The sequence below is a fragment of the Streptomyces sp. Root1310 genome, assembly GCF_001426425.1.
Classification (GTDB): Bacteria; Actinomycetota; Actinomycetes; order Streptomycetales; family Streptomycetaceae; genus Streptomyces.
The window spans coordinates 666146-685843 of record NZ_LMEQ01000001.1; the positions used below are offsets into that span (position 1 = coordinate 666146).

The 19698-nt window shown below is 70.4% G+C and carries 22 protein-coding genes and 1 riboswitch; of the genes, 9 read left to right on the top strand and 13 right to left on the bottom strand.

The genetic code is table 11. From position 1 onward, the window contains the following. Nucleotides 1–16: 16 nt before the first annotated feature. The 10 genes from repSA to ASD48_RS03055 all read right to left on the bottom strand — a co-directional run bounded on the left by repSA (nucleotide 17) and on the right by ASD48_RS03055 (nucleotide 5756). On the bottom strand, nucleotides 17–1393 hold the full coding sequence (gene repSA, locus ASD48_RS03015; protein WP_057599774.1) for a replication initiator protein RepSA: 1377 nt from the start codon (nucleotides 1391–1393) through the stop codon (nucleotides 17–19). Further along, nucleotides 1386–1571, bottom strand: coding sequence for a hypothetical protein (locus ASD48_RS03020; protein WP_057599775.1), 186 nt, complete (start codon nucleotides 1569–1571; stop codon nucleotides 1386–1388). Before ASD48_RS03020 ends, repSA begins: the two co-directional genes overlap by 8 nt. A gap of 85 nt (nucleotides 1572–1656) precedes the next feature. Then, the gene (locus ASD48_RS03025) at nucleotides 1657–2208 is read right to left on the bottom strand and encodes a GGDEF domain-containing protein (RefSeq protein ID WP_057599776.1); all 552 of its coding nucleotides are present in this window, start codon (nucleotides 2206–2208) and stop codon (nucleotides 1657–1659) included. Between the two features lie 92 nt (nucleotides 2209–2300). After that, nucleotides 2301–2615 (bottom strand): hypothetical protein, encoded by a 315-nt coding sequence (locus tag ASD48_RS03030; RefSeq protein WP_057599777.1) that lies wholly within the window; start codon nucleotides 2613–2615, stop codon nucleotides 2301–2303. A 23-nt stretch (nucleotides 2616–2638) separates the two neighbouring features. Beyond that, complete coding sequence (locus ASD48_RS43075; RefSeq protein WP_107104209.1) at nucleotides 2639–2794, bottom strand: hypothetical protein; 156 nt, start codon at nucleotides 2792–2794, stop codon at nucleotides 2639–2641. Between the two features lie 11 nt (nucleotides 2795–2805). Continuing rightward, the gene (locus ASD48_RS03035; protein ID WP_057599778.1) at nucleotides 2806–2997 is read right to left on the bottom strand and encodes a mobile element transfer protein; all 192 of its coding nucleotides are present in this window, start codon (nucleotides 2995–2997) and stop codon (nucleotides 2806–2808) included. Between the two features lie 21 nt (nucleotides 2998–3018). Continuing rightward, a complete protein-coding gene (locus ASD48_RS03040; RefSeq protein ID WP_057599779.1) occupies nucleotides 3019–3696 on the bottom strand; it encodes a DUF2637 domain-containing protein in 678 nt (225 codons plus the stop codon). Next, the gene (locus tag ASD48_RS03045; RefSeq protein WP_057599780.1) at nucleotides 3693–3965 is read right to left on the bottom strand and encodes a hypothetical protein; all 273 of its coding nucleotides are present in this window, start codon (nucleotides 3963–3965) and stop codon (nucleotides 3693–3695) included. Before ASD48_RS03045 ends, ASD48_RS03040 begins: the two co-directional genes overlap by 4 nt. A 79-nt stretch (nucleotides 3966–4044) precedes the next feature. Further along, nucleotides 4045–5397 carry an FtsK/SpoIIIE domain-containing protein gene (locus ASD48_RS03050; RefSeq protein WP_057599781.1) on the bottom strand — a complete coding sequence of 451 codons (1353 nt, stop codon included), beginning with the start codon at nucleotides 5395–5397 and terminating at the stop codon, nucleotides 4045–4047. 2 nt (nucleotides 5398–5399) lie between these two features. Then, nucleotides 5400–5756: a hypothetical protein gene (locus tag ASD48_RS03055; RefSeq protein ID WP_057599782.1), complete on the bottom strand. Its 357-nt coding sequence runs from the start codon at nucleotides 5754–5756 to the stop codon at nucleotides 5400–5402. Nucleotides 5757–6090: 334 nt separating this feature from the next. Here ASD48_RS03055 and ASD48_RS03060 point away from each other — a divergent pair, with 334 nt between their 5' ends. Further along, complete coding sequence (locus tag ASD48_RS03060) at nucleotides 6091–7224, top strand: helix-turn-helix transcriptional regulator (RefSeq protein ID WP_057599783.1); 1134 nt, start codon at nucleotides 6091–6093, stop codon at nucleotides 7222–7224. Here the strand turns inward: ASD48_RS03060 and ASD48_RS03065 are convergent. Continuing rightward, nucleotides 7208–8002 (bottom strand): NUDIX domain-containing protein, encoded by a 795-nt coding sequence (locus tag ASD48_RS03065; RefSeq protein WP_079073585.1) that lies wholly within the window; start codon nucleotides 8000–8002, stop codon nucleotides 7208–7210. The two genes, ASD48_RS03060 and ASD48_RS03065, sit on opposite strands and share 17 nt — an antisense overlap. A 182-nt stretch (nucleotides 8003–8184) precedes the next feature. Here ASD48_RS03065 and ASD48_RS03070 point away from each other — a divergent pair, with 182 nt between their 5' ends. Further along, nucleotides 8185–8637, top strand: coding sequence for a hypothetical protein (locus ASD48_RS03070; RefSeq protein ID WP_057599784.1), 453 nt, complete (start codon nucleotides 8185–8187; stop codon nucleotides 8635–8637). A gap of 422 nt (nucleotides 8638–9059) precedes the next feature. Here the strand turns inward: ASD48_RS03070 and ASD48_RS44070 are convergent, their stop codons facing one another. Then, nucleotides 9060–10421: a hypothetical protein gene (locus tag ASD48_RS44070; RefSeq protein WP_157880588.1), complete on the bottom strand. Its 1362-nt coding sequence runs from the start codon at nucleotides 10419–10421 to the stop codon at nucleotides 9060–9062. 649 nt (nucleotides 10422–11070) lie between these two features. On the opposite strand from ASD48_RS44070, the gene ASD48_RS03080 reads away from it, so the two are divergent. Continuing rightward, nucleotides 11071–12120: an MBL fold metallo-hydrolase gene (locus ASD48_RS03080; protein WP_057599786.1), complete on the top strand. Its 1050-nt coding sequence runs from the start codon at nucleotides 11071–11073 to the stop codon at nucleotides 12118–12120. A gap of 42 nt (nucleotides 12121–12162) precedes the next feature. After that, nucleotides 12163–12609, top strand: a complete 447-nt coding sequence (locus ASD48_RS03085) for a nuclear transport factor 2 family protein (RefSeq protein WP_057599787.1) — start codon at nucleotides 12163–12165, stop codon at nucleotides 12607–12609. 30 nt (nucleotides 12610–12639) lie between these two features. Here the strand turns inward: ASD48_RS03085 and ASD48_RS03090 are convergent, their stop codons facing one another. Then, nucleotides 12640–13362: a phosphotransferase gene (locus ASD48_RS03090; RefSeq protein WP_242432486.1), complete on the bottom strand. Its 723-nt coding sequence runs from the start codon at nucleotides 13360–13362 to the stop codon at nucleotides 12640–12642. A gap of 90 nt (nucleotides 13363–13452) precedes the next feature. After that, a riboswitch (cobalamin riboswitch) is annotated at nucleotides 13453–13570 on the top strand. A gap of 100 nt (nucleotides 13571–13670) precedes the next feature. Here ASD48_RS03090 and ASD48_RS03095 point away from each other — a divergent pair. The 5 genes from ASD48_RS03095 to ASD48_RS03115 are packed head-to-tail and all read left to right on the top strand — an operon-like array spanning nucleotide 13671 to nucleotide 19380. Beyond that, nucleotides 13671–14924: a prenyltransferase/squalene oxidase repeat-containing protein gene (locus tag ASD48_RS03095; RefSeq protein WP_057600972.1), complete on the top strand. Its 1254-nt coding sequence runs from the start codon at nucleotides 13671–13673 to the stop codon at nucleotides 14922–14924. After that, nucleotides 14921–15619, top strand: a complete 699-nt coding sequence (locus tag ASD48_RS03100) for an SCO2322 family protein (protein WP_057599788.1) — start codon at nucleotides 14921–14923, stop codon at nucleotides 15617–15619. The genes ASD48_RS03095 and ASD48_RS03100 overlap by 4 nt, the downstream gene beginning before the upstream one ends. A gap of 37 nt (nucleotides 15620–15656) precedes the next feature. Further along, on the top strand, nucleotides 15657–16766 hold the full coding sequence (locus ASD48_RS03105; protein WP_242432487.1) for an energy-coupling factor transporter transmembrane component T: 1110 nt from the start codon (nucleotides 15657–15659) through the stop codon (nucleotides 16764–16766). Further along, on the top strand, nucleotides 16763–18547 hold the full coding sequence (locus tag ASD48_RS03110) for an ABC transporter ATP-binding protein (protein ID WP_057599790.1): 1785 nt from the start codon (nucleotides 16763–16765) through the stop codon (nucleotides 18545–18547). The genes ASD48_RS03105 and ASD48_RS03110 overlap by 4 nt, the downstream gene beginning before the upstream one ends. Then, a complete protein-coding gene (locus ASD48_RS03115) occupies nucleotides 18544–19380 on the top strand; it encodes an ECF transporter S component (protein WP_057599791.1) in 837 nt (278 codons plus the stop codon). The genes ASD48_RS03110 and ASD48_RS03115 overlap by 4 nt, the downstream gene beginning before the upstream one ends. Nucleotides 19381–19698 lie beyond the last annotated feature (318 nt).

Below are 19698 nucleotides of genomic sequence, written 5' to 3' on the forward strand. Positions count from 1 at the left end.
CAACTCGGAGGGCACGTCACCACTCCCTTTCGTCAGTGGGCAGGTCGCGTAGGGCTTCGCGGGCTGTCTCGCGGTTGGCCTGGAGGCCGCGGGCGATGGTGGCAGCGAGGACGGATTCGCCGGGGGTGTGGCCGTGTCCGGCGTACTGCCAGTCGGCCAGGACGAGGACGGTGTCCGGCTCGACGTCCTCGAGGCCGAGGGCGGCGTGCTCCTGGGCGGCGCGGTAGTCGGCGCGGGCCTGGCGGAGTTCGCCGAGGGTGGTGGAGTAGCGGCGGGACTTGGAGGAGAAGTGCCCGCGGAAGCCGAGCATGTGGGCCCAGGCCCAGAGGCGGCGGTCGGGGTAGAGCGGGTCGAGTTCCTTGCAGGCCTTGATGAGACGGCGGACGTGGTCGGGGACCTGGTGGCGGTCGAGTTCGGAGAGTTCGCCGATGCGGCGGTCGAGGGTGCCGGTGTTCTCGGCTGCCTTGGTGGCGTACTTGGCGACGTATGAGGCGACGGCCTGTTCGGTGATGTCGGAGCCGTCGCCGAAGGCCTTGATGGGGCGGACGTCGAGCTGGGTGCCCCAGCGGAAGGTCCGGGCGGGCTGGTCCCCGGCGGCGGGCACGGACACCGACGTGTAGGAGTGGGTGGCGGCGGCCTGGATGGCGTCGGCGAGGAGGCCGACGGTCGCCCAGGCCGGGGGCGGGGTGTCGGGTCCGTCGGGACCGTCGATCCGGATGACGGCGTGGAAGTGCAGGGCTCCGCGCTTCTGGAACTCGGCGACCTTGCCGTAGGACACCCGGGCTGCTTCCTTCAGCTCGCGTTGGGACAGGCCGGCGCGGGCGGCGATCTCGCGGCGGAGCCGGGTGGTGAAGCGCTGCCAGAGCTGTCCTGCATGGTTGTTGAACAGCACGGCGCCCGCGTAGTCGTAGGTGGCCGGGTCGAGCGCGGTGCCGAGGGCAGGATCGTCGGCCTGGTGGTGAATGCCGCAGCGGCAGACGCCTCGGTCGGGGCGGTTGTGGACGCGGCCGAAGGACGGGGCCGTGAGGGTGGCGAAGACACGCGGGTGATCGCGGACCGTGGCAGGGATATCCCGGCGATTGTCCCCGGCGAGGCCTGCGCGGATGAGGTGGTAGGTGTCGCCCGCGTAGGTCCAGGCGCAGGAGGGGCAGCGGGAGGCGCGGCGGTTGCCGCAGGCGAGGCGGAGGCGTCCGCCCGGTTCGTTCTCGGTGGAGTAGTGGTGCAGGGTCTCGCCGGTGGTCTTGTCCTTGGTGAGGGTCCAGCCGGTCAAGTGGATCGGGTCGGAGCAGCCGCCGGTGCGGCGGATCTGGTCTTCCCAGCGGTCGTAGTCGGACGCCGAAGCCACCCTCAGCAGGTCGCCGAGGGTGGTCGGGTCGAGCAGGGTGTCAGGCACGGGCGCCCTCGCGGTTGCGGCGGGTGCGGGCGGTGCCGGTGCCCTGGCAGGCGGGGCAGTGGGCGGTGATGGTGCGGAGGTGGCCACGGTGGTCGCGGCCGCCGAGGGTGACGGCGGCGGAGGCGAAGCCGTCGCAGGCCGGGCAGATCCTCGGCGGGGGCGGGGTGTGGTGGGCCATGATGGTGGTTCCTTTCGATTGCGGTTGGAAGGAACGGCCCCGGGTGGCGGCGTGCTTGGCGGCTTGTGCGCCACCCGGTGGCCTCTCAGCGAGTGGTGCGGGAGCTCCGGCGGCCACGGCCCTTGGCGGCGTACATGGCCGTATCGGCGGCGGCGAGCGCATCGGGCAGGCACGGCACCGGCAGATCTGCGAGGGCACAGGATCCGACCGAGGCGGCCAGCGGCAGCGAGACTCCGTCGTAGTGCAGCGGCCGGTTAAGTGCGGCGGTGAGCGCGTCAAGGTCGGTGGCGGCCAGGTCCCGGACGACGGCGACGAATTCGTCTCCGCCCAGGCGGCCAGGGATGCCGTGGTGTCCGCACCAGGTGCGCAGCCGGTCGGCGGTCTCGACGAGGGCGGCGTCTCCGGCGGCGTGGCCGTGGGTGTCGTTGAGGGTCTTGAAGTGGTCGAGGTCGACCAGGAGCACGGTGGCGTTCGGGTGCCGGCGGATGAGGTGGTCGGCGCGGTCGGTCCATCCGGCGCGGGTGTGCAGGCCGGTGAGCGGGTCGCGGCGGGCGCAGGCGAGGCGGCGGGCGAGAACACTGCTGTGCACGGCCCAGCCGAGTAACGGCAGGATGCTCACGGTGGTGTGCGGGTCCATGGCGTTCTCCTTGGCGATGCGGTTGGCGTACCGGAACGCGGTCCCAGAGGCGGCGGCGTGCTTGGCGGCTTGTGCGTCGCCCCGGGGACCTTTCAGCGGTGGTGCTGGGAGGAGACGAGCGAGCGGATGACCAGGGCGCAGACGGCGACCGAGGCGGCGGTGACGGCGACCGCCAGGAGCATCGAGACGAGAACCGTGCCGACGACCAGGACGACGGCCGTGCCGCCGCCGACCAGGGCGAGCACGGACCCCGGAGTGAGCTGGACGGCGAGCCGCGACGACGGAGCCTGAGCGGCCGGGGCGGGCGTGGTGGGGGTGTGCTGGATGACGGTGGTCGGCTCGACGACGACGGGCCGGGAGGCGAGGCCGGTCGGGGTGGGCATGGTGGGGATCTTGGGGCGGAGCATGGCGGATCTCCCTTCTCAGGTGGCTACTTGACGGCGGTGTCGATGACCGGGGCGAGGAGGCTGTCGGCGATGAGGTAGCCGCCGAGGAGCAGCACCAGGACCAGCCAGAGCGGCGGGCGGAAGAGCTTGCAGCCGAGGTAGCCGGTGACGGCGAGGGCGAACCAGAGCGGGACCTGCATGGCGGTGTCTCCTAGCGGACGCGGCAGCGGTGGGTGCGGGCGGCGAGCTGGGCGGCGGTCTGGCTGGCGTAGTCGGCGGACCAGCCGCAGCGGTCGGCGGTGCACACGGCGGCGTGCTTGGTGCGGCCGTTGCGGTCGCGGTGGGTGCCGATCTGCACGGGGCCGATCCGCATCACCGAGTGGAAGTTGTCGCGAGCGGGCATGACGGTGGTTCTCCCTTCGAGTCAGGCGAGCTGCGCGGCGATGGCGTCGGCGAGATGGGGCGGGACGCCGAGGCGGGAGCGCAGGGTGTCGGTGTCGATCGGGCCGCCGGTCCGGTCGCGGTATTCGGCGGCGACCTTGCGTGCGTGGTCGACCAGGACCGGAGGAACCGCGGGCCCCGGGTCGGCAGGCGGCAGGGCCGGGGGCTCTTCCACCGAGGTGGGCGAGGGTTCCGGCTCCAGCACGGGCACGGGCACGGACTCGGGAACCGGCTCGGGGTCGGTGACCGCGTCGGGTTCCGGGGCCGGGACGGGTGCCGGCGCAGTGTGGCTGTCGGCGGAGTGGGCGAGGAGGGTGCCGCCGAGGAAGGCAAGGGCGGGCCATCCGGCGATGCCCAGGCGGAGCAGGGCGGGCGGGTCGGCCAGGTCGAGGAACCCGGCGGTGGCGACGTTGGCGCCGAGGGAGGCAAACAGGGCGATGAGGAACCAGCACCAGGCCAGCCGGGACGGGCCCTCACTGCGCAGTCGTCGCCAGGCGGCGACCAGGAGCAGGTCCACGCTGATCGGGTAGGCCCAGGCCTTCCAGCCGTCCTGTCCGGCAGCGGCGGCCAGGTCGTGCAGGTGCGCGAAGGACAGGGCACCGGCGATCACGGCTTGCACGAGGACGGCGTCCGGGCGGAGCGAGCGGTTGGACGTCCTCATGACCGGCTCCGAGGACCCCGGCCCAGGGCGCGGCTCACGGCGTCGCGGTCGGCGGCGGTGTAGGCGGTGCGGACTCCGGAGATCGACAGCCCGGCCGCCTCAGCCAGCGAGGCCAGCGTGTAGGGACGCGGGCCGGTGAACTCCCGCCCGTAGGCCAGGTGTGCGCGAATCTGCTGGTCCAGCTGATCACGGGCCTCTCGCAGAGCAGCGAGCTGCTTGACGAAGTCGTCGGGGAGGAGGTCATCCAGCGCTGACAGTGACTGGGACATGAAGCCTCTCCTTGTTCAGGCATGGCAGGGGTAGGGACCGGGCGCGAAGGCGGTCACGCCGACCGTGAAGCGGGAGGGATCAGGCCGTGGCGGGAGCGGCCTCGGCCAGCTGCTCGACCGCCGGGGCGGTGCCGGTCAGCTCGGGCCGGAACGGCGCGAGTTCGGGCAGGTCCGGGGTGCGGTGGGCGTGCCGGTTGCAGGTGTTGACGGCCTGGCGCAGGGAGGTGTGCGGGGCGCGGATGCGGTGCCAGCCTCCGGTGGAGTCCCCGGCGATGGCGACGCCGCGCAGTTCGGCGGGGATCTGGATGGCGGCCAGGACGGCGTCCGGGGAGATGTCGCCGAAGGCCATCTTCGCGGAGGTTTCGTCGTTGACGCGGTGGGCGGTGCGGCCGGTGAGCTGGGCGCGGAGCATGGTGATGCCGTCGCCGAGTTCGGAGCCGAAGCGCTGCCCGCAGATCTCGAGGTAGATGCCGGCCGCGCGGCCGAGCTGGGCGAGGCGGACCAGGGCCTTGATGATCCGGTCGCGGCGCGGGTCGCTCTTCTTCGTTGCCAGCGCGAGTTCGGCGACCTCGTCGACCAGGACCACGACCGGCACGGGCCGCAGGTGGTCGGGCAGGTCCCAGATGTCGGCGGCTATCTCCGCGTCCGCGATGGCGGAGGTGATGCGCTGCTCGGCGCGGATGACCTGGTAGACGCCCTCCATCCGGGACACGAGCGCGTCGAGCAGCTCGGCGGCGGTGTCGGGGTTGTCGGCGAGGGCGGAGAAGCGGCGGGCGAGGGGGAACAGCTCGACGCCCTGCTTGCAGTCGATGCCGACCAGGGCGACGTCCATCGGCGCGAGCCCAGCGACCAGGTTGCGCTGGTAGACCGACTTCCCCGACTCCGTCGCACCGAGGGTGAGGGCGTGCGGGACGGCCCGGTAGTCGCGGTAGTGGACGGACCCGTCCTCGCGCAGGGCGACCGGGACGAGCATCGGGCGGGTATCGACCGCAGCGGGCATCTGCACCCGCTTGAGCACGTCATAGCCGGTCATCCGCACTTCCACGACCCCGGAGCGCACCTCACGCGAGGTGACCCCGTACATCGAGAACGAGTGCCGGAGCCGGTCCGAGGAGGCGGCGACGTCGAAGGCATCCTGTCCAGGGCGCAGCCCCAGCCGCAGGACCAGGCCGGTCCGGGTCGGGCGCAGGCGCAGGATGCGAGGCGGGCAGGACTGCGGGACGTCCCGGCCTGCGACCCGGGCCAGGGCCAGCCGCCAGCGCGAGGGCGGGACCGTCAGCCCGCAGGCGTCCATGACGGAGGCGTAGCGGACCAGGACCCGCAGCGTGGCGAGGGTGACGCCGAACGTCATCCAGTACCAGGCGGGACGCCGCCACCGCAGGACACCCGCAGCGACGACGACCAGCACCAGCGCGACCGTTAAGGCGGTCATGATCAGGCCGCCTTGGACTGCGCAGCAGCGGCGACCAGCGAGGTGACAGCGACCGCACGGAAGGCGATCCCGTGCCGCTTCTGACCGTTGAAGTCGTTCTCCCACGGCCGGGCGACCAGGCCCGTGAGCGCGACCGGCGTACCCATGGCCAGCTCACCGGAGATACCCGGCTCCGGGACCGCAATGGACAGGATCTCGACCTCGTCGTTCGCCGCGAACATCACGTCCACGGTCATCATCTTCGCGCCGGTCTCCATGTCGGTGGCGATCTCACCGGTACGGCGGTCCTTGACCTTGGGCTGCGGGGTCTTGGCGACCATCACGGTCGCGGCGGAGGTGTCCACGGGGATCTGACGCATGATGGAACTCCCTTGAAGAGGGGCGGGAGCGGCGTACTTGCTTGGCGGTGGGTCGCCGCTCTCGTGCATTGGATGTGACCCGCAGCAGAGCCGCAGGTGTTTGCGCCTCCAACTGGTGCGCACCAATAGGTTGCTTCTGGTGCGCACCAGTTGTCAAGCGGTGTCGCGGTGGCGACTTCTCAACTCGCCTTACTGCGACGGTTCAAGAGAACCGTTTCCGCCAACGCCCCGGTAGCCAACAGGGGTTAACACCTGACGCGTTAACCCCTGCCGACCTGCGCAGATGTGAGGCATGCTGCAATGAGGTCTCCGTATCCCAAACAGGTGGCGTGACGTGACGAACGGACTCAAGGCAGCAAGGAGTGCACGAGAGTGGTCGCAAGAGCGACTCGTTCGCGAGATTGAGCGTCATGCGCGACAGCACATACTCGACGTGCCATCCACGGCCAGCTTGCGTGTGTACGTCTCGGAGTGGGAGAACGGCCGGCGCGCCATCTCTGCGCGCTACGCGAAGATCTTGCGAGCCCTGCTCGGCATCACCGACGACGAGCTGAGTGGCGAGACCGCCCTTTCGGAGACGTCGACCACGGCGGACGGATACGACGACCTCATGGGCCGGATAGACGCCGCTCGCAACATCAGCCTGACCATGGTGAACACCTTCATGGACCAGACCGAGTTGCTCAGGACCATGGACCGTCAGATGGGCGCCGCTGGTCTCGTGGACCAGATGACGGCCCACCTGGGGACTCTTGAAGAAGCCCTCACCTTCGCCGTCCTGCCGCAGACCCGGCGGCCAGTCGCTCGGGCATTGGCCGGTGCGGCGACACTGGCGGCCTGGCAGGCACTCGACGTCGGTGCGGTCGAACGAGCCTGGCGGAACTATGAGCTGGCAAAGCGGGCAGCCCAAGACGCTGAAGAGCCGATGTACTTGGCGCACGCCACCGCCGAGCAGGCCTATGTGCTCTGCGACGCGGGACGTGCACCTATGGCCGTGCAGTTGATTCGGGACGCGCAGCGACTCGGCGGCAAGGGCATGTCTCCTCGCCTTACTGCTTGGCTGCACGCGGCCGAGGCTGAAATCTGCGCCCGAGCGGGCCTGGCTGCCGATTGCCAGCGTGCCCTGGAGAAGGCGATGCGATCCCTGCCCCCAGGTGAAGACGCCCGAGATCCGGACATGCTGAGCATCTTCCTCAATGACGGGCACCTCACCAGGTGGCGCGGCAACGCGCTTGCCTTGATCGGCGACAACGAGGCGGTAAGCAGCCTCTACGCGGCTCTGGACAACACCGACCCCACCTTCATACGAGCGTCAGCCGGTCTCCGTTGTGATCTCGCGCAGGCGCACATAGCTCGCGGCGAGTACGACCAGGCGCACGAGCACCTCCGCCAGGCTCGCTTGATAGCGAACCGGACGGGGTCGGTACGTCACCGGCGGAGGGTCGAGTACCTCACGCAGCGGTTTTAGGCGAAGCGCCGGCGCCGCGGGAGGACAGAACATGCAACAGAGCAACGAGCGTCCCCGAACCCATGAGTTCGCCGCGTGCCATGAGCGCAGGAATGTCCGAGAGAGGCACCCACGCGATGTGGCCCGCCTCTTCGAGGTCTGTCGGCTCCCCGACGAGCTTTGCGCCCTGACCCACGAAGATCTCATGCGGTGAGTCGACCATGCCCACCATGGGCTGGTAGGTGACCACGTGCTCAAGGCCATCTGGCCGCCAGCCGGTCTCTTCCTCTACCTCACGCACCGCGGCCGCCAGGGGGTCTTCGCCGTCCTCGACGATGCCGCCCGGGAGCTCCCAGCCGAAGGAGTCCGGGACGAAGCGGTATCGCCACATCATGAGAACGCGGTCCTGGTCGTCGACGACGGCAGCGATCGCCACATGGTGCAGCTTCACCACGTGATGCTCAAAGCGTTCGAGCCCGGGCGGCTCTACGTCGACGAGGCTGAGCTTCACCCAGCGGTTGTCGTACAGGGTCCGCTCACCGTGGATCTGCCAGGGTTCGACATCTGCGGGCGCTTCAGTGGTCACGGACCGATCCGGCACCCGGTAGGAGCTACGGCCGTGCACCTCGATGGCACCTTCAGCGATGAGCTTCGCGAGGACCTGACGCAGCGCCGTACGGCCGATGCCCAGCTCTTCGGACAGCGTCCGCTCAGATGGGATCTTGGAACCAGGCAGGTACTTCCCCGTCGAGATCCATTCTCGGATCGTGCGGTAGACCCGCTCTGACTTCGGTCCCATCCGGTGAGCACGCTCCCTGTCGTCGAGGTATGCCGGCCAGCACAAGGGTAGCTAGTGACTACTCACGTGAGTAGGCTCCCGGCGATCTAGCCGGTTACCGGGTCTCCTGTAGCAGCGGAACGTTGCGCGACAGTGCCGAAATCGAGGCGACGAGGCGTGTCCGCCCTCGGCAGACTGCGGGCATGTCCACCGACGTGAGCGGAATGATCGAGTGCAGGCCCTTGGCCCGGATCTGGGGAGAGGACGACGAGGACGCGGTATGGCACGCCGCCATTGACCTCTTCCTCCTCAACACGGGGAACGCCTATGACGCCTTGGCCTGCCTCTTCGGCGTCCGCAACACGTTCGGTTTCCGGCCATTGGCCGAAGGGCGCGGATTGCCGGTGGACGCCTCCGCCGGACTACGTGAGGCCTTCGACGCGTGCGGCGGGGCACAGGACGTGCACGGAACGACCTGGATCAACTGGGCCGAACTGGTAGCGGCCAACTGGGACGAGACCGATCGGTCCGGCACGCGCAGCCGAAGTACCGTTGCCGGGACAGAGACCCACTGGGCGCCTGTCTGGGCCGTGATGCGGACTCTGGCCGAACTGCACGGACCAGAGCACGTGCGACTCGCGGTCTGGTTCGACTGATCACGCTAGCCAAGACTGGATACCAGGTCAGGCCATCAGGCGCCCCACTCACAGGCACCCCGGGTAAGGACATCGAGGGCGCGGTAGAACTTTCCCTACTTCATCAAGGCCCGCGCACGGCGCGGGCGCGCGCCGCCTCTGCGGCGCGGCCTGCCTCCTGTCTGCGCCCCGGCTGGCCGCGCCCGGCGGCGCGCTCGGCGGCTGCGGGCATGAAGTGGGAGACACCCTCTGTGGCTGGGGCGGTCGGCTCCACGGCTTTAGGCAGCCACTTTGGGGCGAGCCTCTAAGATCATGGCCCCAACGTCGTGCTTTACGGGCAGGTCCACTGACTGCCCGACTCGCCATGAGCTTACGGGGCCATGATCACTCGCCCCAAAGCAGCTCCAGCCCAAAGCCGCTCCGCCGACCTTGGAGACCAAGCACTAGCGAGGCAGTTTCCGCAGCTCAGAGACGAACTGATAAACGGATTCCCGACGCCAATCGGCAGCCATCAGCATTTTCATGGAGTCCCGCATAGCATCTTCCATTCCAATGCCAGAATACTCCCCATCAACAGAGTATCGCAAATTAAACTCCTCCAGTTCTGGCACCATTGCACGTTCACCCTGGAGGCGCTCCAACCATTCTTCCGTCACATTCTCATCATGCACGTCTACATAGTCCGGCGGAGAGTCGAGAACATCATCAGGAACTCCTCCATATCCATTCACGAGCGCACGCGCGAACTCGAAAGCAGACTTAAGGTCTCCATCGACCCGACTCTTCGAAGGCAGAACGCAAAGACCGCTCGCCGAAATATGGATAAGCCACAGGGCACCAGGGAGTACAGCGAAATCAGCAATCTCCCTCTTCTGCTCTCCCGCGACAATCGACTGCAAATCCATAGTGAGCCACTGGTAAGACTGCGAGCACCCTCTGAGTAGCATGCCGGCCATGCCATACACGAATGGGGCCACACCGAGAACGAACGAATCATAGTCTCGACTGAGACCGAAGTAAGGCCCAATGGTCCGCATCCCATACCCGGACCTCTCTTGCCACTCCTCTAACCTCCGAGGACCCTCAGCGTCAGTGATGCGACCACTCGCGATGAGCATGGAGATCTCAAGCAAGCCCGGGATGTAGTCACCTATAAAGCCGCCGTACCGACCACTCATATCCTCGCCGCAGAGATGGATGGATTCCAAGCTATCCAGATAGAGAGACGTTAACGATGGATCGCGCAAGCTGACGCGAGCAAGCCCACCCAGATAATCTCCTGAGAAGTTCAAGTTCTTCAGTTTCGATAACACGGCAAGCTGATCAACCGACTCCCAACTATCTTTCGCAAGTGTCGCACTGACGCTCTCTACATCTACCTGCTTCGTCACGCGCCTATGCTGTGACAAAATGTCGACGACAAGCCGCTGAACTTCACCATTAAGGCCAAGCGTATAGACGCGATAATTATGAGATCCCCACTGTCGGCGAAGATTAGAAATCCTCTCGTTGGCCGCGCTTCCTTTAAGTACGACATGGAAAAGGAATAGCGGCTTAACAAAGTCGTCGACATCCCTAGAGAGCACTTTCATGGCATTATTCGCCATTCCAGAACTAGCCTTGCTTTCCACCTCGAATATCATCAAGGGCATCCATTTATCGCCTGCGGCGTACCATGCCAAATCAACTGCCGCACCTCTGAGCCCAACACTGCGTTCTCGTTCCACCTCGTACCCCAGGCACTTGCCCAGTTCGGCAATGGCGTCGATGACCCTCAGTCCGGGGTGTAGTACGTGTTCGGGCATGGAGACCTCGGTGTGCTGCAAGTTGACCAGGTAGAGAACAGAATGCCTCAGCGTGTCCTCCGCATCCGGCGGAACGGTGCAAGTGCCCTTCTGGCAACGCACGAGCGCCCTCCCGGGCCGTCCTGGGGCCGTAGAAGGGCGCTCAACGCTGACCAACGTCGACAGCTACCGACAGCTCAGCAGCACGTCAGGGCGTTGATCGATAATGCAGCCGCAGGTCACGGCCGTCGATGATCAGTTGTGGCTGGACTGAGCGATCAGTCCGCGCCAAGGCTTGCCGAGTAATGGGGCACGGTCCCGGAGCCTGCCCGCCAGAGCAAAGAAGCAGCGTGGCTGAGGTCGGTGGGGGTGCGGCGAGGCATACGCGCGCCTGGTCGGTTGGCTGGCCCGGCGTCGTCGCGGGCTGTCGTCGGCTGGGGTTTCACGCGGGTGTCTTCGAGGGGAGCCGCCAGCAGCCGAGCGAGCGGTTCGCGACGATCGGCGCTGGGCCGTCTCTGGGCCGTCCGGCAGTGGCCAACGTCGACAAGCGACGACAGACAGCGCGCACATCAGTGCAGGTCAGACCAACTTCCCACACCATCAGTCGACTTGGGCACCCATTGAAACCAGTTCTAGTTATAGTGGGCAATGGCCGTGTGACGGAGGGCAGATGAAGAGCAGTCAGGGCGAACCCACCACGTACGACCATGGCGGCGGTGTCCGCTCGCTCCGGGTGCCCATCCCGGACAACCCGTTGGGGCACACCCTGGTGTACGTCGTCGACACCGACCGGGGACCGGTCCTGATCGACACCGGCTGGGACGACCCGGCGTCCTGGGAGGCGCTGACCGCCGGGCTGACGGCGTGCGGCACGTCCGTCTCGGAGCTGGTCGGCGTCGTGATCACCCACCACCACCCGGACCACCACGGCCTCTCCGGCCAGGTGCGGGAGGCCTCCGGGGCGTGGGTGGCGATGCACGCGGCGGACACCTCCATCGTGCGGCGGACCCGCGAGACGCGTCCCGAGCGCTGGTACACGTACATGGCGGCCAAGCTCACCGCCGCCGGTGCCCCGGAGGGGCACATCGCCCCGCTTCGCACGCCTCCCGCCCGTCGTCGCCCCTTCCCCGGTCTGGCGCCCGCCCTCCCCGACCGCGAGATCGTCCCCGGCGAGTTTCTCGACCTGCCCGGCCGCCGCCTGCGCGCGATCTGGACGCCGGGCCACACCCCCGGCCATGTCTGCCTCCACCTGGAGGAGGAGCACCCCGCGCGACTCCCGGGCCACGGACGCCTGTTCTCCGGCGATCACCTGCTGCCGGAGATCACCCCGCACATCGGCCTGTACGAGGATCCCGACGACGCCACCGTCACCGACCCCCTCGGCGACTACCTCGACTCCCTCGAACGCGTCGGCCGGCTCGCCCCCGCGGAGATCCTCCCGGCCCACCAGTACGCCTTCACCGACGCGCCGTTCAGGGTCGGTGAGTTGCTCGCCCACCACGAGGACCGCCTCACCGGGCTGCTGGCCCTCCTCGCCACCCCCCTCACCCCCTGGCAGCTGGCGGAACGCATGGAGTGGAACCGCCCCTGGCCGGACATCCCCTACGGTTCACGGAACATCGCGGTCTCGGAGGCCGAGGCGCATCTGCGGCGCCTGGTGAAGCAGGGGCGCGCGGAGGCGGTGACGGGGAGCGATCCGGTGACGTATGTGGCCGTGTAAATCACTCGCGGCGGGCGAGGGCTCCTTGATACCAACGCCCTCATGGACCCCCTGCAGCGACTGCTCGCCGAACGCGACTGCGAGCGTCTCGTCGTCGACTTCGTCCACCGGCTGGATCTCGGCGAACCCGCTTCGGTGGCGCAGCTGTTCACCGAGGAAGGCACCTGGGAGTGGCCGGAGGGTGGGCGGCTGGTCAAGGGACGGGCGGCGCTGCGGAAGTACTTCGGTTCGCGTCCCGCCGACCGCCTCTCGCGCCGCCTGATGTCGAACATCCTGGTCACCGTGACCGCACCGGACACGGCCCTGGCCACCTCGTACTTCTCCACGTACCGGGTCGACGGCTACGAGGGCGGCATCGTCCCCGCCGGACCACCTGTCCAGATCGGGCACTACCGGGACGCGTTCCGCCGGGTCGACGGGGTGTGGCTGCTGGAGGCCCGGGTGCTGTTCCTCCCCTTCGGCGGACCGACACCCCGCGTAGGCCGCTGACCTGACGTGACGGTCTGGCGGGCGGCGTGGTCAGCGGCCCGCCGTCGACCTGATCAACTCGGCCGCCGGTACGAGGAGTTCCGTCTCCTCGCGGCTCATCGTCGGGTTCGCCGCCCGCCTCCGCAGGGCCTGCGCCAAACCCTCCTCGGTGAGGTCGGACGGGTCGGCGAGCAACGCCGCCAGCATGGCCCGGGCCGGGTCGGCGACGGGCTGGGAAGAGACGGCGACCTGGGCGAGGATCACCGCGGACATGCCCCAGTCGAGCCCGGGGTGACCCTCCTCCGCGGTGGCCCAGTCGATGACCCGGGGGCCGTCGGGCGTGAGGATCACGTTGTCCGGGTGGAGGTCCAGATGCAGGATGCGGGCGTCGGCCGAGACCCGTCCCGGCAGGGTGTGCAGTTCGCGCAGCAGCCGGGCGAGGGCGGCCCCCGCCTCCTCGGCGTCCAGCGTGCCCGCCGCGAACGCCTGGAGCATCGTCGGCCCGTCGAGCCGCTCCATGACCAGGTCGGCGCGGGAGCCGGAGGGGCGTACGGCGGGTGCGGGATAGCCGTGCCGGCGCACGTGGGTCATCACCGCCGCGAGGGCGGCCGAGTCCTCCCAGCCCTCCCGGTCACGGCGCAGCACCCACGCCGCGTCGATCTCGTACACGTCGGCCGTCCGGCCCGAGCCGAGCAGTCGGCCCGGCGGCCCACCCGGCACCTCGGTCGGCGGCCCGCCCGGCACCGTGCTCGGCACCCTCCCCGTATGCGTCATGGTCACAACATATCGGGGCCTTCCACCCCGTCCGGAGCGCTTTCACAGCCGCCCCTCAGGCGCTCGGCTACCTGCCGGTAGAGTGGCCGCGTCGTCATCACACCCGTACAGGGGGAAGCCGGTGCAATTCCGGCGCTGACCCGCAACCGTGAGAGCCGGATCGCCCGGTACGGGACCGTGACCGGCTCACGTGCGTCGGCAGGCCCGCCGTCGCACCGCACCGTCGAGGTCTACGGAGCCGAGCCGCCGGGATGTCCCGTGCTGCCCGGCTGCGTGACCTCACCGACCGGGAGAGGCACCCGCCGATCATGAACATCCGCCGCGGCGCCGCCGCTCTGGCCGCTGCCACCGTCGTGCTGGGTGCCGCCGTCCCCGCCGCAGCCGCCACCCCCTCCCCCACCCCGTCGGTGGCGATACCCGACGGTCTGTACGGCACCACCGACCCGACGTACGACGGCGTCTGGCGCCAGTCGCTGGCCCTGCTCGCGCAGCGGACCACGGGCGTCACCCCCGCCGACCGGGCCGTGGCCTGGCTGGCCGGGCAGCAGTGCGCGACCGGCGCCTTCGCCGCGTTCCGCGCGGACACCGCCAAGCCGTGCGACGCCAAGCTGATGGTGGACACCAACAGCACGGCGGCGGCCGTCCAGGCGCTGGCCGCGCTGGGCGGCCACCGGGCCGCGACCGAGAAGGCCGTCAGCTGGCTCAAGTCGGTCCAGAACGCCGACGGCGGCTGGGGCTACACCCCCGGCGGAGCGAGCGACGCGAACTCGACCTCCGTCGTGGCGGGCGCGATGGCGGCGGCCGGGCAGCAGCCCTCGGAGGTGCGCAAGGCCGGCAAGTCGCCGTACGACGCTCTCGCGAAGCTCTCCATCCCGTGCGACGAGCCCGGCGGCGGCGCGTTCGCGTACCAGCCGGACAAGAAGGGCGGGCTCGCTGCCAACGCGGACGCGACGGCGGCGGGTGTGCTCGGCGTCCTCGGCAAGGGGTTCGTGACGACGGCCGGCAAGACGTCGGCGGCCCCCGCCTGCGACTCCGCGACCGCGGGCACCCCGGGCGGGCTCGCGCGCAACGGCGCGGCCCACCTCGCGACGGCCGTGCTCGACGCGGGCTACCTGAAGTCCGCTCTCCCCGGCGCCGAGGACCAGCCCGACTACGGCAACACCGCCGACGCCGTCGTCGCCCTCGCCGCGCAGGGTGCGACCGGGCAGGCGAAGAAGCCCCTCGGCTGGCTCGAGCAGAACTCCGCGGCCTGGGCGAAGCAGAGCGGCCCCGCCGCCTACGCCCAGCTGATCTTCGCGGCCCACGCCATGGGCGCCGACCCCCGCCGCTTCGGCGGCGCCGACCTCGTCGCGCAGCTCGACGCGACGGGTCCGACCCCGCGGGCCACGACGAAGGCCACCGGTCAGGCCGCCGACTCCGGGGCCGACAAGGACGACAAGGCCGACAAGAAGGACGACTCGGATTCCGGTTACGGCGTCTGGTGGATCGTCGGCGTCTTCCTCGTCGCCGGTATCGGCATCGGCTTCCTGGTCAGCGGCCGTGGCAGGAAGCGGCAGCCGTGACGCGCCGGTCCGCCGCCCTCGTCCTCGCCGCGCTGCTGCTGTCCCTGACCGGCGCGGTCCAGTCGGCCGAAGCCGCCGGCTACCGCTACTGGTCCTTCTGGGACCGCTCCGGCGACGGCTGGACGTACGCCACCCAGGGTCCGTCCACAGCCCGCCCCGCCGACGGGGACGTCCAGGGCTTCCGGTTCGCGGTGAGCGCGGACTCCCAGGACGCGTCGAAGCCACGCGGTGCGGCCTCCTTCGCGGCGATCTGCGCGAAGACGCCCGCGCGGGACGACACGAAGCGGGTGGCCCTGGTCATCGACTTCGGTACGGCGGCCGACGCGCCGAGCGGCGAGACCCCGCCGACGCCGCGCACGGCCTGCGCCCGGGTCTCCCCCGACGCGACGACGGCCGAGGCCCTCGCCTCGGTCGCCAAACCCCTGCGCTACGACACCAACGCCCTGCTGTGCGCGATCGCGGGGTATCCGGAGACGGGCTGCGGCGAGCAGGTGTCAGGACAAGCGTCGGACCGGGCGTCCGGCCAGACGCCGTCCGAGCAGACGTCGGGCACCGGGAAGCCGACGTCCGCCGGGAAGCCGGACAAGGACGGCGGACCGTCCGTGGGCCTCTACGCGGGCGCGGCCGCGGTCGCGGTGCTGGGCGCGGCGGCGGTCTGGCAGGCGCGGCGGCGAGGATCCCGCAGGGATGGCTGACGGCCGGATGGCTGACCGTCGGATGGCTGGCCGTCGGATGGCTGGCCGTACGAGGGCTGACCGCTGGAAGGCCGACGGCCGCCGTGCACAGCCCACCCCGCTCCACCCTGCCGCGTGGTGGCTTTGGGCCCTCGGTCTCGGCACCGCCGCCACCCGCACCACCAACCCGCTCCTCCTCGGACTCCTCCTCACCGTCTCCGCCTACGTCGTCACCACGTGCCGCCCCGACACTCCCTGGTCCCGCTCCTACTCCGCGTTCCTCAAGCTCGCGCTCGCCGTTCTCGTCATCCGCCTTGTCTTCGTCGTCGCCCTGGGCTCCCCGATCCCGGGCACGCACGTGCTCGTCACGCTCCCCGAAGTCCCGCTCCCCGACTGGGCGCAGGGCATCCGGCTCGGCGGCGCGGTCACGGCCGAGGGACTGCTCTTCGCGTTCTACGACGGCCTGAAACTGGCGACCCTGCTCGTCTGCGTGGGTGCCGCCAACGCCCTGGCCAGCCCCTCCCGTCTCCTCAAGACACTCCCCGGCGCCCTGTACGAGACGGGGGTGGCGGTGGTCGTGGCCCTCACCTTCGCCCCGAACCTCATCGCGGACGTCCACCGGCTGCGCGCCGCCCGCCGTCTCCGGGGACGCCCCGACACGGGTCTGCGCGGCCTGCTCCAAGTGGGCCTGCCGGTCCTGGAGGGCGCCCTGGAACGCTCCGTCGCCCTCGCCGCCGCGATGGACGCCCGCGGCTACGGCCGTACCGCCGATGTTCCCGCCCCCGTCCGCCGGACGACCGCCGCCCTCACGCTCGGCGGTCTGCTCGGCGTCTGCGCGGGAACGTACGGCCTGCTCACCGCGGCGGGCGGTGGCTACGGCCTCCCGGTGCTGTTCGCCGGGGTCGTCGCGGCCCTCGCCGGGCTGCGGCTGGGCGGCCGCCGCTCCCCGCGCACCCGCTACCGCCCGGACCGCTGGACCCCGCGGGCGGGTCTCACCGCCGCGTCCGGTACCGCCGTCGCGGCCCTCCTCACGGTGGCCGCGTCCGCCGACCCGGCTGCCCTGCACCCCGGAGTGGTCCCGCTGACCGCCCCCGCCCTCCCGCTCTGGCCCGCGGCGGCCGTACTCCTCGGCCTGCTGCCCGCGTTCCTCTCCAAGGAGCCGTCGTGATCCGCTTCGAGAACGTCTCCGTGACGTACGACGGTGCCAACGAACCCACCGTCCAGGACGTCGACTTCACCGTGCCCGAGGGTGAACTCGTGCTCCTGGCGGGCCCGTCGGGTGTGGGCAAGTCGACGCTCCTCGGCGCGGTGTCCGGCCTGGTCCCCCACTTCACCGGCGGCACCCTGCGCGGCCGCGTCACGGTCGCCGGCCGCGACACCCGCACCCACAAGCCGCGCGAACTCGCCGACGTCGTGGGCACGGTGGGGCAGGATCCGCTCTCGCACTTCGTGACGGACACCGTCGAGGAGGAACTCGCCTACGGCATGGAGTCGTTGGGCCTGTCGCCTGCGGTGATGCGCCGCCGGGTCGAGGAGACCCTCGACCTGCTCGGTCTGGCCGCCCTCCGTGACCGCCCCATCGCCACCCTCTCCGGCGGCCAGCAGCAGCGGGTCGCGATCGGCTCGGTCCTCACCCCGCATCCGCGCGTCCTCGTCCTGGACGAGCCGACGTCCGCGCTCGACCCGGCGGCCGCCGAGGAGGTCCTCGCCGTCCTCCTCCGCCTCGTCCACGACCTCGGTACGACGGTGCTGCTGGCGGAACACCGCCTGGAACGCGTCCTGCAGTACGCCGACCGGGTCGCCCTGCTGCCGTCCCCGGGCGCGGCCCCGCTGCTCGGCACCCCGGCGGACATGATGGCCGTGTCCCCGGTCTTCCCACCGGTGGTGGGCCTGGGCCGGCTGGCGGGCTGGTCCCCGCTGCCACTGACCGTCCGGGACGCCCGCCGACGCGCCGGTGACCTGCGGGAACGCCTGGAAGGGCGGGAAACTCCCCGGAGGCAGGACACACCCCCGGCGGCCCCGGCCGATCGCCTCGCCGGGCTCCCGGCCGGGCTCCCGGCCGAGCCCTCCGCGGATCCTCCCGCCCGGCGCCGCTTCCGCCGTCCTCCCCCCGCGCCGGCCGCCCCCGCGGCACCCGCCGAGGCCCGTTCCCTCTCCGTGCGCCGGGCCCGCGTCCAGGCGCTGCGCGAGGTGGACCTCACCGTGCTGCCCGGCGAGACCGTCGCCCTCATGGGCCGCAACGGCGCCGGGAAGTCGACGCTGCTCAACACCTTCGTGGGCCTCGTCGAGCCGTCGGCGGGAACGGTCCACGTGGGCGGTCTCGTGCCGCACCGCACTCCGCCCCGGGACCTGGTGCGCCGCGCCGGTCTGGTCCCGCAGGAGCCGCGCGACCTGCTGTACGCCGACACGGTCGCCGCCGAGTGCGCGGCCGCCGACCGGGACGCGGGGGCCGCCCCCGGCACCTGCCGGGCCCTGGTCTCGGACCTGCTCCCCGGCATCACGGACGGCACCCATCCCCGCGACCTCTCCGAAGGCCAGCGCCTCACCCTCGCGCTGGCGGTCGTCCTCACCGCCCGCCCGCCGCTTCTCCTCCTGGACGAACCGACCCGGGGCCTGGACTACGCGGCGAAGGCGCGCCTGGTCGCCGTCCTGCGCGGACTCGCCGCGGCCGGGCACGCGATCGTCCTGGCCACCCACGATGTGGAGCTGGCCGCGGAACTGGCCCACCGGGTGGTGCTGCTCGCGGACGGCGAGGTGATCGCCGACGGTCCGACGGCGGAGGTGGTGGTCTCCTCCCCCTCCTTCGCCCCGCAGGTGACGAAGATCCTGGCCCCGCAGGAGTGGCTCACGGTGGCGCAGGTGCGCGAGGCATTGCACGAGGCCTCACCCACGGACGCCTCACCCACGGACGCCTCACGCACGGACGCCTCACGGGAGGAGCTGCGATGACGAGGCCCAGGCGGCGTCCGGTACCCCTGGGCCCCCGGTCGCTGGCCGCGTTGGCGCTGGTCAGCGCGGTGGGCGTGATCGCGTTCGGCTGGCCTTTCCTCGCCCCGCCCACCTCCGCGCTGAACGCGCACTCCCAGGACGCCCCATGGTTGTTCGCGGGCCTGCTGGTGCTGCTGGTCGCGGTCGTGGCGGCAACGATCTCGGAGTCGGGGCTCGGCGCCAAGGCGGTGGCGATGCTGGGCGTGCTGGCGGCGACGGGCGCGGCCCTGCGTCCGATCGGCGCGGGGACTGCGGGCATCGAGCCGATGTTCTTCCTGATGGTGCTGAGCGGCCGGGTCCTCGGACCGGGGTTCGGCTTCGTCCTCGGCTCGGTCACGATGTTCGCGTCCGCGCTGCTGACGGGCGGGGTGGGCCCGTGGATGCCGTTCCAGATGCTGGCGATGGGCTGGTTCACGATGGGCGCGGGCCTGCTGCCGGGCGGTGACCGGCTCCGTGGCCGTGCCGAACTGGCCCTCCTCGCGGCCTACGGCTTCGTGGCCGCCTTCGCCTACGGCACGGCGATGAACATGGCCGGGTGGCCCTTCATGGGCGCGCTGGCCTCGGGGGTCGCCTTCGACCCGGACGGGACGGTGCCCGCGAACCTGGCCCGCTTCGCCGCGTACTGCGTGGCGACCTCGCTGGGCTGGGACCTGGGCAGGGCGGTGGTCACGGTCCTGCTGACCCTCACCCTCGGCCCGGCGGTACTCAGGGCGCTACGCAGAGCCACCCGGCGCGCGGCCTTCGAGACCGCGGTCACATTCGAGGCCCCGCGGAGGGCTCCGGAGGGCCGTTGACCGGTGAACCACCCCACATGACTCACATCACCTACTACCTGACCTAGTCGGACAAACCGGACGCCATGCCCATGCCATAAGAGCCTCTGACCTGGGCATTGAGAGCCAGCTCACACGGGGCGCCGACTTCGCGAATACGACCACAACTAGCAAAAGGGGTCTTTGCGGACGGCGCTCGATCCTGTTTCTCTGGATGACGTCGCAGGGTGCACCGAGTCCACGGGCTCAGGCACCACGGCATGCAGCCACCCACCGCAACCACACGGTGCGGCCACGCACCGCGTGACTCCGGCATGCAAGCGACCGCCATCGTTCCCG

Bases quoted from the DNA above. Each gene is read 5' to 3' on its own strand.
- ASD48_RS03020 (WP_057599775.1), bottom strand. From the start codon at position 1,571: ATGGCCCACCACACCCCGCCCCCGCCGAGGATCTGCCCGGCCTGCGAC.
- ASD48_RS03025 (WP_057599776.1), bottom strand. From the start codon at position 2,208: ATGGACCCGCACACCACCGTGAGCATCCTGCCGTTACTCGGCTGGGCC.
- ASD48_RS03030 (WP_057599777.1), bottom strand. From the start codon at position 2,615: ATGCTCCGCCCCAAGATCCCCACCATGCCCACCCCGACCGGCCTCGCC.
- ASD48_RS43075 (WP_107104209.1), bottom strand. From the start codon at position 2,794: ATGCAGGTCCCGCTCTGGTTCGCCCTCGCCGTCACCGGCTACCTCGGC.
- ASD48_RS03035 (WP_057599778.1), bottom strand. From the start codon at position 2,997: ATGCCCGCTCGCGACAACTTCCACTCGGTGATGCGGATCGGCCCCGTG.
- ASD48_RS03040 (WP_057599779.1), bottom strand. From the start codon at position 3,696: ATGAGGACGTCCAACCGCTCGCTCCGCCCGGACGCCGTCCTCGTGCAA.
- ASD48_RS03045 (WP_057599780.1), bottom strand. From the start codon at position 3,965: ATGTCCCAGTCACTGTCAGCGCTGGATGACCTCCTCCCCGACGACTTC.
- ASD48_RS03050 (WP_057599781.1), bottom strand. From the start codon at position 5,397: ATGACCGCCTTAACGGTCGCGCTGGTGCTGGTCGTCGTCGCTGCGGGT.
- ASD48_RS03055 (WP_057599782.1), bottom strand. From the start codon at position 5,756: ATGCGTCAGATCCCCGTGGACACCTCCGCCGCGACCGTGATGGTCGCC.
- ASD48_RS03065 (WP_079073585.1), bottom strand. From the start codon at position 8,002: ATGGGACCGAAGTCAGAGCGGGTCTACCGCACGATCCGAGAATGGATC.
- ASD48_RS03070 (WP_057599784.1), top strand. From the start codon at position 8,185: ATGTCCACCGACGTGAGCGGAATGATCGAGTGCAGGCCCTTGGCCCGG.
- ASD48_RS44070 (WP_157880588.1), bottom strand. From the start codon at position 10,421: ATGCCCGAACACGTACTACACCCCGGACTGAGGGTCATCGACGCCATT.
- ASD48_RS03080 (WP_057599786.1), top strand. From the start codon at position 11,071: ATGAAGAGCAGTCAGGGCGAACCCACCACGTACGACCATGGCGGCGGT.
- ASD48_RS03085 (WP_057599787.1), top strand. From the start codon at position 12,163: ATGGACCCCCTGCAGCGACTGCTCGCCGAACGCGACTGCGAGCGTCTC.
- ASD48_RS03090 (WP_242432486.1), bottom strand. From the start codon at position 13,362: ATGACGCATACGGGGAGGGTGCCGAGCACGGTGCCGGGCGGGCCGCCG.
- ASD48_RS03095 (WP_057600972.1), top strand. From the start codon at position 13,671: ATGAACATCCGCCGCGGCGCCGCCGCTCTGGCCGCTGCCACCGTCGTG.
- ASD48_RS03105 (WP_242432487.1), top strand. From the start codon at position 15,657: ATGGCTGGCCGTACGAGGGCTGACCGCTGGAAGGCCGACGGCCGCCGT.
- ASD48_RS03115 (WP_057599791.1), top strand. From the start codon at position 18,544: ATGACGAGGCCCAGGCGGCGTCCGGTACCCCTGGGCCCCCGGTCGCTG.